This is a genomic window from Enterococcus sp. AZ149 (assembly GCF_051714285.1).
GTDB classification, from domain to species: Bacteria; Bacillota; Bacilli; order Lactobacillales; family Enterococcaceae; genus Enterococcus_D; species Enterococcus_D entomosocium.
In genome coordinates, this window is sequence record NZ_JBIORO010000001.1 from 2,885,103 (window position 1) to 2,898,849 (window position 13,747).

General features: G+C 44.3%; 14 protein-coding genes and 1 other annotated feature. Of the genes, 4 read left to right on the forward strand and 10 right to left on the reverse strand.

Annotated features, from left to right (window positions below; all coding sequences use genetic code 11):
- Window positions 1–299 precede the first annotated feature (299 nt).
- The gene (locus IGI94_RS13330; protein ID WP_008380519.1) at window positions 300–980 is read left to right on the forward strand and encodes a hypothetical protein; all 681 of its coding nucleotides are present in this window, start codon (window positions 300–302) and stop codon (window positions 978–980) included.
- Between the two features lie 55 nt (window positions 981–1,035).
- On the opposite strand, the gene IGI94_RS13335 is transcribed toward IGI94_RS13330, so the two are convergent.
- The 8 genes from IGI94_RS13335 to IGI94_RS13370 form a co-directional block, all read right to left on the reverse strand.
- A complete protein-coding gene (locus IGI94_RS13335) occupies window positions 1,036–1,743 on the reverse strand; it encodes a zinc metallopeptidase (protein ID WP_016612795.1) in 708 nt (235 codons plus the stop codon).
- 94 nt (window positions 1,744–1,837) lie between these two features.
- A complete protein-coding gene (locus IGI94_RS13340) occupies window positions 1,838–2,170 on the reverse strand; it encodes a zinc ribbon domain-containing protein YjdM (RefSeq protein ID WP_005233964.1) in 333 nt (110 codons plus the stop codon).
- Between the two features lie 181 nt (window positions 2,171–2,351).
- The gene (locus tag IGI94_RS13345) at window positions 2,352–3,011 is read right to left on the reverse strand and encodes a methionine ABC transporter permease (RefSeq protein WP_005233963.1); all 660 of its coding nucleotides are present in this window, start codon (window positions 3,009–3,011) and stop codon (window positions 2,352–2,354) included.
- Window positions 3,004–4,029: a methionine ABC transporter ATP-binding protein gene (locus IGI94_RS13350; protein ID WP_016612797.1), complete on the reverse strand. Its 1,026-nt coding sequence runs from the start codon at window positions 4,027–4,029 to the stop codon at window positions 3,004–3,006. Before IGI94_RS13350 ends, IGI94_RS13345 begins: the two co-directional genes overlap by 8 nt.
- A gap of 14 nt (window positions 4,030–4,043) precedes the next feature.
- Window positions 4,044–4,901 (reverse strand): MetQ/NlpA family ABC transporter substrate-binding protein, encoded by an 858-nt coding sequence (locus tag IGI94_RS13355; RefSeq protein WP_438899870.1) that lies wholly within the window; start codon window positions 4,899–4,901, stop codon window positions 4,044–4,046.
- A gap of 50 nt (window positions 4,902–4,951) precedes the next feature.
- Window positions 4,952–5,186 (reverse strand) — a binding site (T-box leader).
- 93 nt (window positions 5,187–5,279) lie between these two features.
- Entirely contained in the window at window positions 5,280–6,113 is an 834-nt protein-coding gene (gene dapF / locus IGI94_RS13360) for a diaminopimelate epimerase (protein WP_086298072.1), read from the reverse strand.
- 23 nt (window positions 6,114–6,136) lie between these two features.
- Entirely contained in the window at window positions 6,137–7,453 is a 1,317-nt protein-coding gene (gene lysA / locus IGI94_RS13365; protein WP_005233959.1) for a diaminopimelate decarboxylase, read from the reverse strand.
- A gap of 4 nt (window positions 7,454–7,457) precedes the next feature.
- A complete protein-coding gene (locus IGI94_RS13370) occupies window positions 7,458–8,627 on the reverse strand; it encodes a M20 metallopeptidase family protein (protein WP_016621702.1) in 1,170 nt (389 codons plus the stop codon).
- A 222-nt stretch (window positions 8,628–8,849) separates the two neighbouring features.
- Between IGI94_RS13370 and dapA the strand changes: the two genes are divergently transcribed.
- From dapA to dapD, 3 genes are read left to right on the forward strand one after another with little or no spacing between them, the layout of a single operon-like run.
- Complete coding sequence (gene dapA / locus IGI94_RS13375; RefSeq protein ID WP_008380503.1) at window positions 8,850–9,731, forward strand: 4-hydroxy-tetrahydrodipicolinate synthase; 882 nt, start codon at window positions 8,850–8,852, stop codon at window positions 9,729–9,731.
- A 13-nt stretch (window positions 9,732–9,744) separates the two neighbouring features.
- A complete protein-coding gene (gene dapB, locus IGI94_RS13380) occupies window positions 9,745–10,500 on the forward strand; it encodes a 4-hydroxy-tetrahydrodipicolinate reductase (RefSeq protein ID WP_086316561.1) in 756 nt (251 codons plus the stop codon).
- A 12-nt stretch (window positions 10,501–10,512) separates the two neighbouring features.
- Window positions 10,513–11,226, forward strand: a complete 714-nt coding sequence (gene dapD, locus IGI94_RS13385; RefSeq protein ID WP_086316562.1) for a 2,3,4,5-tetrahydropyridine-2,6-dicarboxylate N-acetyltransferase — start codon at window positions 10,513–10,515, stop codon at window positions 11,224–11,226.
- Window positions 11,227–11,370: 144 nt separating this feature from the next.
- Here the strand turns inward: dapD and IGI94_RS13390 are convergent, their stop codons facing one another.
- Window positions 11,371–12,324, reverse strand: a complete 954-nt coding sequence (locus tag IGI94_RS13390) for a DHH family phosphoesterase (RefSeq protein ID WP_008380500.1) — start codon at window positions 12,322–12,324, stop codon at window positions 11,371–11,373.
- Window positions 12,325–12,378: 54 nt separating this feature from the next.
- Window positions 12,379–13,710 (reverse strand): DRTGG domain-containing protein, encoded by a 1,332-nt coding sequence (locus IGI94_RS13395; RefSeq protein ID WP_005233948.1) that lies wholly within the window; start codon window positions 13,708–13,710, stop codon window positions 12,379–12,381.
- Window positions 13,711–13,747 lie beyond the last annotated feature (37 nt).

Genomic DNA, 13,747 nt, shown 5'->3' on the forward strand with positions numbered 1-13,747 from the left:
AGGTTCGATTCCTGCCTTCTACGCTAAGATAATTTTTCTTTTGCAGGATAGAGCTAACTATTCTGCTATTTTTGTCTGCCAAGTAATGTGCTCTGAATGATTATTCCCCAATAAGGAGTGCCCTCAATAAATATCAAAATTTGATTGCGCTTTTTGGTTATCTTTGAGATTATAGATATATATTTAAATTATTTTTTTATGACACCTTCCGGTAATCATTTTCCGATAAGGAAACAATCAGATTCTATTGTCTCCCAAAAGAGATTCTATAGAAGCCACAATTTTGGAGGAAGAAGACAATGACTGCTAAAAACCAAAAAGCACCAGATACTGTCAAGACACTAATCCGGTCTCGAAATCCTTTACAGATTTTTTTCGCATTCTTGCTCGTGATAGGGCTACCTACCATGCTTTATTGTTATTACTATAATTACAGTCCTTTCCCTAGTAAAAAAGTAGCTGGCGTCCCCAATAATCACCTTGTTCAGCTAGAGAACCCTATGGACCTTTCTAGTTTATTGTTGGATTTTGGCTCACAACTGAAATTTAACACAGTGGCTGAGTCCATGACGGTTTACTTTGATTATTATCAAAAAGGGGAGATAAAAGAACACAAAATAGTCGCTTCCCTGATAACAGAGCCAAGAAGTGACTATAATGGCTATTTGAACATAGGAATTACTAAGAGCGATTCTCTCCTCTTCGTTGATTTATTTTCAAATGGTTCCTCATCAAATACAATGACCGACTTATCTAAATTCCACTATACGTCCCTTGGAGAAGATAGTTTATCTCCCACTGGAGCTAGCACTAGTATTCCCAATAACGAGCTTAACATTGAGAAAAAACAAGAAATTCCATTGCTTTATATTGCCAAGGGCGGTGACGTCAAACTATATGCTGAAATGGAAAACAATCTATCTGAAGAAAATTTAAAAAGCGTTGAAAATGTCTATTACGTTTACTTAATAGTAGAATAACGAAAAAAGACCAGTTCAGGATGCTGAGCTGGTCTTTTTTCTGTCACACTGTCGATTAATTCCGACGGTTGTTATTACCAAATAAAATAATCAAACGTAAGAGTTGCAATAAGGTTGCTACGGCAGCTGCGACATAGGTCAACGCTGCGGCAAAGAGCACTCTTCTCGCTTGTGGTACTTCCTCTTCTGTTAACAAGCCACCATCTGCCAAAATACGGATCGCCCGTTTTGAGGCATCGAACTCGACTGGCAAGGTCACTAATTGGAAAATAAACGCCAATGAGAAAGCCAACAAACCTAAGTTGATCAGAAACGAGCCTCGTAATAGTACCCCGATCAAAATCAACGGGATCGAGATGCTGGTTCCGATATTGGCGATCGGTACGATCGCATGACGCAAGCGCAAAGGAAAATAGCCTTTGGCATCTTGGACTGCGTGACCACACTCATGGGCCGCAACACCGATTGCTGCTACCGAAGTTGATTGTGCGGTGGATTGCGATAAACTCAACATTTTGTTGCCAGAATTGTAATTATCCGTCAAATCACCAGCGATCGCTTGCACACCAACATTATTGATTCCTTGGCTCTGCAAGATGTACTGCGCCGCTTTTGTGCCGGTAATATTATTTTTACTTCTGACTTTGTCATATTTGTTAAAGGTACTTTTGACATACGCTGACGCTGCTAGCGAAATCACCATACCGATAATTACGAGAATGAAAGTCGGGTCATAAAAAAAGCCGAACCCGTATCCGCCCATACCATACACGATAAAATTCCCCCTTTTAATCTTTGACCTTATTTTACCATTAAAGTGGTGAAAAAATTATGAAGATGACTGGAAGATTTTGTTTTTAACCTTTTTTTACAAATTCTGATTTTAGTTTCATTGGGCCGAAGCCATCGATCTTGCAATCAATGTTATGGTCGCCTTCGACTAATTTGATGTTTTTCACTTTCGTTCCTTGTTTGATGGCGCCAGATGCGCCTTTGACTTTCAAGTCTTTGATGACCGTTACTGTATCACCATCTACTAAAATATTGCCATTGGCATCTTTGTATACGGGTGCTTCTTCCGCCGCTTGTTGCTCTTGCCATTCGTTTCCGCATTCAGGACAAACAAACAGCCCGCGATCTTCATAAGCGTATTCAGATTGGCAATTTGGACAATTAGGAATTTGAGTCATAGTGTTGCTCCTTTAAAATATAATTTTCGCTGTAAAAAACAACTCACCATCAGCATACCGAAAAACCACTAGTGGCGCAACCAAAAATCAGTGACCGATAAGCAAAAAAATCGCTTCTGTAGAGTAATAACAGAAGCGATAATTCAAGTGTATCCGAAAAGGAACTACACAGAATTCATTTTTATTTCGAGAAATAATTTGCACAAGCATCGCCGATCCATTGGATGAGTTGTACCAAAAGGATCAACAAGAGAATCACCACAATCAAAATCGCCGTTTCATAGCGATAATAACCATACTGAATCGCTAAATCGCCAATGCCGCCTGCGCCAATCGTTCCCACCATCGCCGAGTAGCCTAAAAGACTGATCAAAGTTAACACAAATCCGCGAATCAAAGCTGGCAGACTTTCTGGTAAAATCACTTCGCGAATAACTTGCCCCGTCGATGCTCCGGAAGCGACACTAGCTTCAAGGACGCCATAGTCGATTTCGGCAAATGCGGATTCAGCGATTCGGGCGTAAAAAGGAATCGCGGCAATCGATAAAGCAATCGCTCCGCCCGCCGGGGTATAAGGATCACCGATCAGCACCGCTGATAACGGAATCAACGTAATCAATAAGATCAAAAATGGTAGCGAACGGATTGCATTGACGACAAAATCGGCCAGATGATGCAAGAAAACATTTTTATGAAAAAGGTTACTGCCGACTAAAAACAGGACTAATCCAATCAATAAGCCGAAAACTACTCCTATAATTGCTGAAGTTCCCACCATGAAGAATGTTTCCCATAGTGCTTGGGGCAGGTTTGTTTTTAAAATCTCAAGCGTATCAGCCATTTTCTTCACCTATCTTTCTTAAAGAAAAGACGTTCGCAGCCAAGTGTGCTCGGGCTTTTGCTGCTTCTTCGGCGGGTCCGGTCAAATAGATATATAAAATACCGATCACATCTTTTTTGATATACTCAATTTTTCCGTGGATAATATTGACCGACACATCGTAGGCTTTAGCTACAGTCGAAATCAGCGGTTCTAACGTATACTCACCTTGATAGCGCAATTCCAGCAAGTCGCCTTCAGTGAAGGATGCTAGAATCTCCTCGGGAAGCGTCAGATCCAAGTAGCGACCTACCAGTTTTTTTGTAATAGGCTGTTTAGGCTGACTGAACAAGCCGTAGGTCGTTTGTTCTTCAACGATGCGACCCTTTTCCATCACTGCTACCCGATCAAAAAACTTGCGAGCAACATCCAATTCATGGGTGATAAAGACGATGGTGATGCCTGTCTGTTCCTTGATTCGGATCAATAATTTCAAAATTTCTTCAGTCGTTTCAACATCTAACGCACTGGTAGCTTCGTCACACAACAAAATCTCAGGTTCGTTGGCAATCGCTCGTGCAATGCCGATCCGTTGCTTTTCTCCCCCAGACAAATTATTCGGATACTCGTGAATTTTGTGAGGCAGATCCACCATTTCCAACAGTTCCTTGATCCTCGCTTCTTGCTGATCTTTCGGATAATGCCCAGCGCGCAAAGCAAAGGCTAAATTTTCCTTGATGGTTCGATTATGGATCAGATTGAAATGCTGAAAGATCATCCCGATTTTTTGTCGTACTTCACGCAAGTGCTTGCCTTTGGCTTGCGTGATGTCTTGACCATCAATCAGAATTTGACCGCTAGAGGGCACCTGCAGTAGATTCAACGTACGAACCAAGGTACTTTTCCCAGCCCCGCTCAATCCGACGATCCCGTATACTTCTCCAGCTTGAACGGAAAAATCAACGGAATCCACTGCTTTTTTGATTTGTTTTTTATGAGTGAATGTCACTGATACTTGTTTTACTTCTATTTTTGCCATAAGATATGCCCTTCTTACTCAGTCCAAAATTTCGGTTGATCAAAGTTGCTGAACGGTGATTCGGCAATCGCTTCTTTAAATGCATCACTTTCTAATACTTCCGTAACTGCCTTAGCAAAATCACTGTCTTCTTCTTCGGAGGACACCACAAAGACATTTTTATATTCTTCTTTCAACGACTCCAACGCCAAAGCATCTGCAGGATCAAGAGAAGCCGCCCAAGCGAAGTTTCCTGGTACTAAAGCTAAATCAACTGTATCTAACGAACGAGCCAATTGGGCTGCGTCTAATTCTTTAAATGTCAGATTCTTCGGATTTTCTTCGATATCATTCACCGTTGCCTTCGTTTCGTCAATATTGTCTGCGATGGTGATCAACTCATTGGCAGCTAACAGTTGCAAGGTCCGAGCTAAATTTGAGGCATCATTGGCAATCGAAACAGTCGCCCCGTCTGCTAACTCATCCAAGCTGGACAGTTGCTTCGAATAGATGCCCATTCCCAATGTTGGCACTTTTTGTAATGCCGTAAGAGATAACTGGTTATCTGCCGAAAATTTTTCTAGATAGGCCGTATGCTGAAACAAATTGGCATCGATTTGGCCATTCGCCAAGGCATTGTTCGGCTGAATATAATCATTAAACACTTTGGTCGTTAGTTGATACCCTTTTTCTTCCAGTAATGGAGAGATCACCTCTGTCACCATATCCCCATATGGTCCTGGTGCCACTCCAACGACTTTTTCTTCCACTGCATCTACACTGTTTTCACCAGACTGTGTATCCTCTGTGCTGCTAGTATTGCCACAAGCTGCCAATGTAATTAAGACAGCAGCAGCAACTAATCCAACGACTCCCTTTTTCAACTGTTTCATTTTTTTGTTCCCCCTTTTTATAATAAAAAAACGTCCTTTCTCCATCATAGAGAAAGGACGAAACAACCTTGTTCGTGGTACCACCTTTGATTCATTGGCACAATCAGCCAACCTTATCAGTTTATCAACTGCTTTGCTATAACGGGCAATCCCGCTGCACGCTTGCTTTTGCTCACGTCCAAACGCTCCAAGGCCATCTTCAGTCAAACGGCTGTGCTCTTTCTCACCAATCCGAGCTCTCTGATCCAATCGAAACTGACTTACTCTTCTTATCATCGCGTGTTTTTTAATTTGTGTTTAACTATACGATAGCCTCAAATGAATGTCAATTCTTTTTTTCACGAAAATATCATCTTTTTGCAATAACTTTCACAGTGTTTACAGAGTCAAATTCTCATCTAGAATCAAGCCTTCAGAGACCATAACCGCATCACCGATCAATTCTAATGCGCCCTGATCAACATCAACTTCTACCGTTAACTCGCCACCTAACACGTGCAGCAAGACATTCGCTGCCGCTTGCTGGTGACGTTTGGTCACGACATACGCAGTGGCACCAGAACCTGTGCCGCACGCATAGGTAAAACCTTCCACCCCTCGTTCATACGTGCGAACGATCAGCTCACCTTTCTCGTCTTCTTCATAGAAATTGACATTGGCCCCTTTTGGGAAAACTTCCCAATAGCGAATTTCTTTGGCAAGTTCAGCTAGCTGTTCCAACTCAGTTTCTGCCAGACCAGGATAGTGAACCACCGCATGAGGGATTCCTGGATCACCCAATTCCACATAGTCCACGAAAGAAACCATTGGATTCGGGTACGCTTGATCAAATGTAGTCACGGTCGGTGGATTCAAGGTTACTTTGTAGTGTTTTGCCGACAAGCGCCATGCGGGGACATCGCCAGCAACTGTTTCGATGGTCATCTGCTCGCCAGCAATTCCCTTCTCAAAGGCATAACGGGCAATACAGCGAGCGCCGTTGCCGCACATTTCTGCTTCGGTCCCATCAGCATTGTAAAACCGCATCCGAAAATCAGCGGTTCCTGTGGGAAAATCCACTGCCATGACTGCATCCGCGCCGACAGAAAATTTCCGATGGCAAACTTGAGCAGCAAATTGCGACAGTTGTTCATGGGAGAATTTCAATGTGCGGTTATCGATTACGATAAAATCATTCCCCGCACCTTGCATTTTTGTATAAGGAATCGTCATGTTGTCACCTGCTTTTCAAAATTTTACTTGCTGGAAGCTTCTTCTTTTAGAAACGAAGGAACCACTTCATTTTGCAGCATTTGCTCGTAGGACTGGCGTTTAACGGCTAATTCCGCTTGGCCATTTTCCACAAAGACGACTGCGGGTATCTGTAAATTATTGTAGCTGCTGGCCATCGAATAGCCGTAAGCTCCTGTTGCGAACGTAGCAAACAGATCCCCAGTTTCAACGGGCGGTAATGCAAGATCTTTTACTAAGATGTCTGTGCTCTCACAAGCTTTACCAGAAATGGTGATCTTCTGTGTCGCTGCTTCGGAAGCGCGGTTGGCTAAGATCCCAGTATAAGTTGCTTGATAAAGACCAGGACGAATATTGTCTGTCATGCCACCGTCAATGCTGGCGTATGTTCTGATTCCCGGCAATGTCTTGATACTGCCGATGGTGTGCAAACTAATGCCTGCTTCTGCGACGATACTGCGACCGGGTTCAATAACGATGGTCGGACGTTCGCTCTGGTGCTGCGCATAAAAGGCGTCGATTTTTTCCATCACAGGATCTAAAAAGTAGCTGTAGGGTTGGCGAATATCTGCATCTGTGTATCGAACGCCAAAGCCGCCGCCAACATTTAGTTCTTTGATCCAATAATCAAAACGTTCATGAATGGTTTGGACAAGGGCCAAAGCCGCATCAACTGCCGCTAGATGTGAGCGATTGTCCGACAATTGACTGCCGACATGAAAATGCAGGCCATAGAAATCCAATTCAGGTGCTTGAATCACTTCTTCCACTAACGGAAATAAGATTTCTTCATCTAAAGGAATCCCGAATTTTGAATCTTTTTGTCCGGTCGAGATAAATTGATGGGTGCTGACCGAAACCTCGGGTGTGATGCGCAACAAGATTTTAGCAACGACTTGCTTTTCTTGACATAACGCGCGGATCAAGCCGACTTCTTGAATGCCATCAACGATGATCCGTCCCACGCCATAATCAAGGGCGGCTGCTAATTCTTCAATGGATTTGTTATTGCCGTTAAACTCGATGTGTTCTGCTGGAAAATCAGCTTGGATCGCTGTATACAGCTCCCCACCGCTAACCACGTCTAATGAAAGTCCTTCTGACTTGATCACTTGCAGCATCGCTGTAGTACAGAAAGCTTTGGCGGCATATGCTGCTCGTGTCTTGCTGTAGCGCGTCAAAAACTGCGCCTGAATCTTTTGGCATTCTTCGCGAATCTCCGAAACGGAATACACGTAAAGGGGGGTTCCAAAGGTTTTTGCCAGCTCAACGGTATCGCAACCGTCAATGTATAAGTGATTGTTCTTGATTTCTTTTGCCATCGCTTTACTCCTTGTCTGTCGGCTCGTTCAACGCCTCGATCAAACGAACGTAGCATTCGATGCCTTGCAATAGATTTTTTTCGTCAAAATTCATTTTGCTGCTGTGTAAAGGGTGGACATAGCCTTTTTCTTCATTTCGGGTACCCACAAAGAAAAAGACGCCTGGGATCTCCTTTTGGTACATCGAAAAATCCTCTGCCAACATATATGGCGGTGTTTCTCGGTAGCTCTCCCCGACCACTTTTTCTAACACTTCCACCATCTCAGGATCATTGTCCACGACACGATAAAGATGTTCGAATTCAACATCCGCCGTGCAATCATATCCTTTGGCGATTTCTTGTGCGACAGTGGTGATTCTGCGCGTCATCGTTTCATAGACTTCATCTTCAAACGCCCGCATCGTTCCTTTTAAAACGACCTTGCCGGGAATGATATTTTCCGCATCTCCCCCATGGATCTTCCCAAAAGTGATGACCCCAGCAGAAAGCGGGCTGATATTGCGTGAAATGATCGAATGCAATCCTTGAATGATCGCAGCCGCAGCTAAAATGGCATCATGTCCTTGATGAGGCTGGGCACCATGGGCACTCGTGCCGTTGATCGTTAGATTGATCTCGCCGTTACGGGCCATCATCGGACCTTTCCGACTCGCAATGACTCCTTCGGGAAAATCTGGGAAGACGTGCAGCCCCACGATTTTTTCCACGCCAAAATCTCGTAAGATGCCTTCATCGATCATCAATTGAGCACCACCGGGGCTTTCCTCGGCTGGTTGGAAAATCAAAACGATCGTTCCACGAATCACTTCAGGATGCGTCGCTAAGTATTTGGCAAACCCTAGCATCGTTGCCATATGGCCATCATGACCGCAGGCGTGCATTTTTCCTTCATGTTTGGAAACAAAGGAAACACCGGTCTCTTCTTTGATCGGCAGTGCATCGATATCCGTTCGAAAGGCCAGCGTCTTTCCTGGGCGATTGCTGCGAAAGACAGCAATCAAGCCGGTTTCAATCACTGGATAGATTTCTTTGATCCCAAAGGATTGCAACTGACGCAGCAAGTATTCCTTTGTTTTGAACTCAGTTAACCCTAATTCAGGGATTGTATGTAATTCACGACGAAAACGAACCACGTCTTCGGTTAATTCTTTGACTGCTTGCGATACTTGCATGTTAAAACACCTTTCTATACATTCCTTTTAAAAATATCCATAAAAACCAGCGAATATTCAGTTTTTCATTGATATTGTTTAATATTATAGTATATAATTCGAATAATCTATAGTATAAATTGTCGAAATGTTTCGATTTTTATTGAAAAATTTACCCCTCGTTTTGGTACACTTATACGTAGAGTTACGAAAAATAAATTGGTTGAAAGGATGTGTCGTAGTTTGACAATATTCAAAGGTTCTGGCGTTGCGTTGATCACCCCTATGCTTCAAGATGGTTCGGTGGATTTCGATAAGCTGAAGGAGTTAGCGGAGTGGCATGTGCAGCAAGGAACGAATGCAATCATTGCATGCGGTACGACCGGTGAAGCATCCACGTTAGACGATGAAGAACATATCGCGGTGATCGAAGCGGTGGTAAAACAAGTTGCTGGTCGAATCCCCGTCATCGGCGGAACAGGCTCCAACAACACCCAACATGGGATCCATCTTTCAAAAGAAGCACAGCGCGTTGGTGCTGACGCATTATTGGTTGTAACACCCTACTACAACAAAGCGACCAAGAAAAGTTTAGTCGCTCACTATGAAGCAATCTGTCAAAGCGTTGAGCTGCCAGTGATCTTATACTCCGTCAGCTCAAGAACCGGCTTAAATTTAACACCTGAAGCCGTGGCAGAACTGAAAAAAATCCCTAATATCAAAGGCATCAAAGAAGCCAGCGGTGACATTTCGCAAATCGCAGAAATCGCTCGTCTTGCGGATGATGACTTTGCGATCTATTCAGGAAATGACGATCAAGTAACCCCAATTTTAGCTTTAGGTGGCTCTGGCGTGATTTCAACGATCGGCAATATCGCTCCGAAACAAACGGCACAACTCGTTGCTGATTTCTTAAATGGTGATGTAAAAGCAGCTATCAAAGAGCAGTTGCGACAAAAACCGTTGATCGATGCGATTTTCAGTGAAGTAAATCCTGTGCCGATCAAAGCAGCGGTCTCCTTGCTAGGCAAATGTGAATTGCATTATCGTTTGCCTTTGGGTGTCCCAGAAGATGCGACTCTCGTTCATTTAGAAGAAGAAATGACCAATTACGGATTGCTGTAAGGAGGAGTTTTTGGTGAAACAAATTTTATTAAGCGGTGCAAACGGTCGCATGGGCAAAGTGTTGCAAATCCTGATCGCAAAGCACCCTCAGTTAGAAGTGGCCGCCGGCTTGGATCGTACCGAGCAGTTAGATGGTCCGTTTCCGATCTATGATCGTCCAGAAAAAATCACGCAGCCGATCGATTTGGTGATTGATTTTTCTCATTATAGCAATGTCCCTGCCTTGTTGAACTATTGTGTCGAACAGCAGCTGCCAATCGTGGTTGCTACAACTGGTTTGACGGAAGACACGCAGATGATGCTGCCGTTGGCTGCTAAAGTGATTCCGGTTTTCTATTCTGCCAATATGTCGTTGGGGATCAATGTACTGATCAAAGCACTACAAAGTATCACCCCCGCATTAGAAGCTGACTTTGACATTGAGATCATCGAAAAGCATCATAATCAAAAACTTGATGCACCAAGTGGTACAGCTTTGCTGTTGGCAGATAGTATCAATGACAGCTGCGAAACAAAAAAAGAGTATCTCTACGGGCGTGAAGGCAGTGATCTAGTAAATGACCGCAAGCAGATGGGCATCCATGCCGTTCGCGGCGGAACGATCCCTGGGGAACACATTGTCATCTATGCTGGGCAGGATGAAATCATTGAATTAAAACACACTGCGCTCTCCCGCGAAATCTTCGCCAATGGTGCGCTAAAAGCAGCGGAATTTTTAGCCGATCAACCAGCCGGTTTTTATTCCATGCAAAATCTAATCGACAAGTAAAGGTGGTCTCTCATGACAGAATTACAATTTTCCGATCCTTATCAATTAGCAAAATATATCAAAGAAGCAAATAAACAAACACCTGTAAAAGTCTATATCAATGGAGATCTTGGCGACGTCCAAGCAGACGGCATCCAATTGTTTGGTAACGGCACCTTCTATTTCGTGGTTGGTGACAGTCAAAAAGTAGCTGAGTTTTTAACCGCGCACCAAGACAAAATCACCGATCACTATCTGGAAAATGATCGCCGCAACTCAGCGATTCCTTTGTTGGACTTGACGAAAGTCGATGCCCGTATCGAACCAGGTGCCTTTATCCGGGACCAAGCCATCATTGAAAAAAATGCCGTTATCATGATGGGGGCAGTGATCAACATTGGTGCTGTGGTTGGTGAAGAAACCATGATCGATATGGGGGCGATTTTAGGTGCCCGGGCAACCGTTGGGAAAAAAGCCCATATTGGCGCTGGTGCTGTCTTGGCTGGCGTTCTTGAGCCACCTTCAGCAAACCCAGTCATCATTGAAGACAATGTTTTGATCGGCGCAAATGCCGTCGTCCTTGAAGGCGTCCGTGTCGGCGAAGGTGCAGTCGTTGCTGCCGGTTCTGTGGTGACTGAAGATGTCCCTGCTGGAGCAGTCGTTGCTGGCTCACCAGCTAAAGTCATCAAAATGAAAGACGAGAAAACGAAAAGCAAAACCGAATTTTTAGACGATCTACGGGGGTAAACTTCTTATTTTCTCGTAAATACGCAACAAAAAAACGCAGTGCCGGTTCAGTGATGAGCCTGCGCTGCGTTTTGTCTAAAAAAGGGCGTGCCGAAAGCTTTTGGCACGCCCTTTTTCTATTGGCAAATGTGCTTGTAAAAGTGTTTATTCTGCTTGAAATTCTTTGATCGCTGCTTGGATCTCTTGATAGATCACTGCAACTTCTTCAAGGTCTTTTGCATTTGCTCCACTGGCAAGCGGATGTCCACCACCATGATGGCGTTTGGCGATCTCATTGATCACTGGACCTTTCGAACGCATCCGCACCCGGTAATAGCCTTCTGGTTGTTCGACAAAGATCGCCCAAGCCATCACTTCGTCGATTTTCCCTGGTAAGGAAACGACTGCTGAGGTTTCCGAATCTACTACGCCAAAACGCTGCTGCAATTCTTGTGATAGGATCACTTTGCCAGCACCAATCTCATCAATCTCGATGTTTTCGTAGACATACCCTGAAAGGCGAGCAACACTGCGAGAGACTTGATCCAATTGACGATTGATCTTCGGAGCATCAAAGCCGTAATCCAATAGTTCAGCCGCTAAGCGCAGGGTTGTCGCTGTCGTTGCCGGATATAAAAACCGTCCAGTATCACCAACAATGCCCGCATATAACAGACGAGCCGCTTCTTGCGTCATCGTCAGCTCGTTTTGAAACATTTGCCAAAACGAAACGATCATCTCACTACAGCTGCTGGCTTTCGTATTGACCCAAACCAGCTCTCCGTAAGGTTCATCATTAGGGTGATGATCGATTTTGATCAATTTCGCCCCTTGATCATAGCGTTGGTCACTGATCCGTGGTGCATTGGCCGTATCTGTAACGATCACCAGCGCCCCTTTATACAAATCATCAGGGATCGTCTGCATCAGCGCCAAGTAATCCAATCCTTCAACGGGTCCGCCAACTTGATAGATTTCTTTTTTGGGAAAACTAGCTCGTAAAATTTCTGCCAACCCCACTTGTGATCCTAATGCATCTGGATCAGGGCGCTGGTGCCGATGGATAATGATCCGATCGAATGCTTTGATTGTTGCAAGTATTTCTTCTTGTACCTTCATGAATGGTCTCAACTTTCTCTCTAAAATTTTTCCATAAGTGCCGTTTTCGATGATTTATGGGCGTTCCATTACTTGGCATACCACGATCGCTTTTGCCACTAAGGAATTTTCGATCGATACTTCGATATCGATTTTCGCCGAACGTCGCCCCAGTTCTAGAATCTTCGGTTGAATGATGATCTCGCTTTCTAATTGGATCAAACGGAAGTAATGCAGATTGACTTGCTCGATCCAGCTATTGCGTCGTTGATTCAACTGCATCGTACGTTTCGCCGTATTAGCGATTACTTCACTCAAGACACCAAAAGAGATCGTTCCGACTTCATTAACCATTTGGGGCGTCACCGCAAAGCTGAAATACGGCTGCGGCAATTTGTTCCCTTCAAAATCTTGTTCGATAACTTGCATCTGTCCCGAGATTTGGTCAGAAATCGTATCTGAAATTTGCGTTTGTCGTTGGACCATCTGCATCGCTTTCATAATGTCTTGGCGTGTGACAATCCCAATCAAAGAAAGGTCATCAGCTACGACGGGCATCACTTCTAAGCCATCCCAAATCATCTGATGGCTGGCAGAGGCCACACTCATCTCTTTTTTTACGACCCGTGGTTCCCGGGTCATGATTCGTTCGATGATCTGCGTATCAGGCTTTTCTAAGACATCTTTGGCTGTGATGATCCCAACGACCCGCATATTCTTGTTGACGACTGGATAGCGGGAGTGATTGGTAGACTCCGAGAGCAGTTTGTAATCCTTGACCGTATCAAAGGTGTGCAGATACTTGGTTTTTTCCAATGGCATATAAATGTCACTCACCAGCATAATGTCCTTTTTGATCAGCTGGTCGCTTAAGGCACGGTTGATCATCGTTGCCACGGTAAAGGTGTCATAGGTCGTTTGTAAAATCGGCAACTCCAATTCGTCTGCTAAACGACAGATTTCCTCTGTTGTTTCAAAGCCTCCCGTGATCAAGACGGCTGCGCCATCCTCCAGTGCCAACTTGTGGACTTCGTTGCGGTTTCCGACGATCACTAAGGAGCCAGGCGTGATGTAGCGTTCCATTGCTGATTCTTTCATGGCGCCGATAACAAATTTGTTCAAGTCTTTGTCCAAACCGGCAGCGCCGCCCAAAACATCACCTTCAATGATTTGGACGACTTCGCCGAAAGTTAGTTTTTCAATGTGTTTTTTTAGTTTTCGTTCGATACGGATGGTTCCGACACGTTGGATCGTTGAAACCAAGCCGATATTTTCCGCATCTTTGATCGCCCGATAGGCTGTTCCTTCACTGACATTCAAGTCTTTTGCGATTCCCCGCACCGAGATGCGATCGCCTACAGGCAGATTCTCGATATGCGCTAAAATCAAGTCGTGTTTTGTCGCCATAATTATCCCCTATTCCTACTACGAATCTTCCTGTTGC

Coding starts and splice junctions, on each gene's coding strand:
- IGI94_RS13330 (WP_008380519.1), top strand. CDS start 300: ATGACTGCTAAAAACCAAAAAGCACCAGATACTGTCAAGACACTAATC.
- IGI94_RS13335 (WP_016612795.1), bottom strand. CDS start 1,743: ATGGGCGGATACGGGTTCGGCTTTTTTTATGACCCGACTTTCATTCTC.
- IGI94_RS13340 (WP_005233964.1), bottom strand. CDS start 2,170: ATGACTCAAATTCCTAATTGTCCAAATTGCCAATCTGAATACGCTTAT.
- IGI94_RS13345 (WP_005233963.1), bottom strand. CDS start 3,011: ATGGCTGATACGCTTGAGATTTTAAAAACAAACCTGCCCCAAGCACTA.
- IGI94_RS13350 (WP_016612797.1), bottom strand. CDS start 4,029: ATGGCAAAAATAGAAGTAAAACAAGTATCAGTGACATTCACTCATAAA.
- IGI94_RS13355 (WP_438899870.1), bottom strand. CDS start 4,901: ATGAAACAGTTGAAAAAGGGAGTCGTTGGATTAGTTGCTGCTGCTGTC.
- dapF (WP_086298072.1), bottom strand. CDS start 6,113: ATGACGATTCCTTATACAAAAATGCAAGGTGCGGGGAATGATTTTATC.
- lysA (WP_005233959.1), bottom strand. CDS start 7,453: ATGGCAAAAGAAATCAAGAACAATCACTTATACATTGACGGTTGCGAT.
- IGI94_RS13370 (WP_016621702.1), bottom strand. CDS start 8,627: ATGCAAGTATCGCAAGCAGTCAAAGAATTAACCGAAGACGTGGTTCGT.
- dapD (WP_086316562.1), top strand. CDS start 10,513: ATGACAGAATTACAATTTTCCGATCCTTATCAATTAGCAAAATATATC.
- IGI94_RS13390 (WP_008380500.1), bottom strand. CDS start 12,324: ATGAAGGTACAAGAAGAAATACTTGCAACAATCAAAGCATTCGATCGG.
- IGI94_RS13395 (WP_005233948.1), bottom strand. CDS start 13,710: ATGGCGACAAAACACGACTTGATTTTAGCGCATATCGAGAATCTGCCT.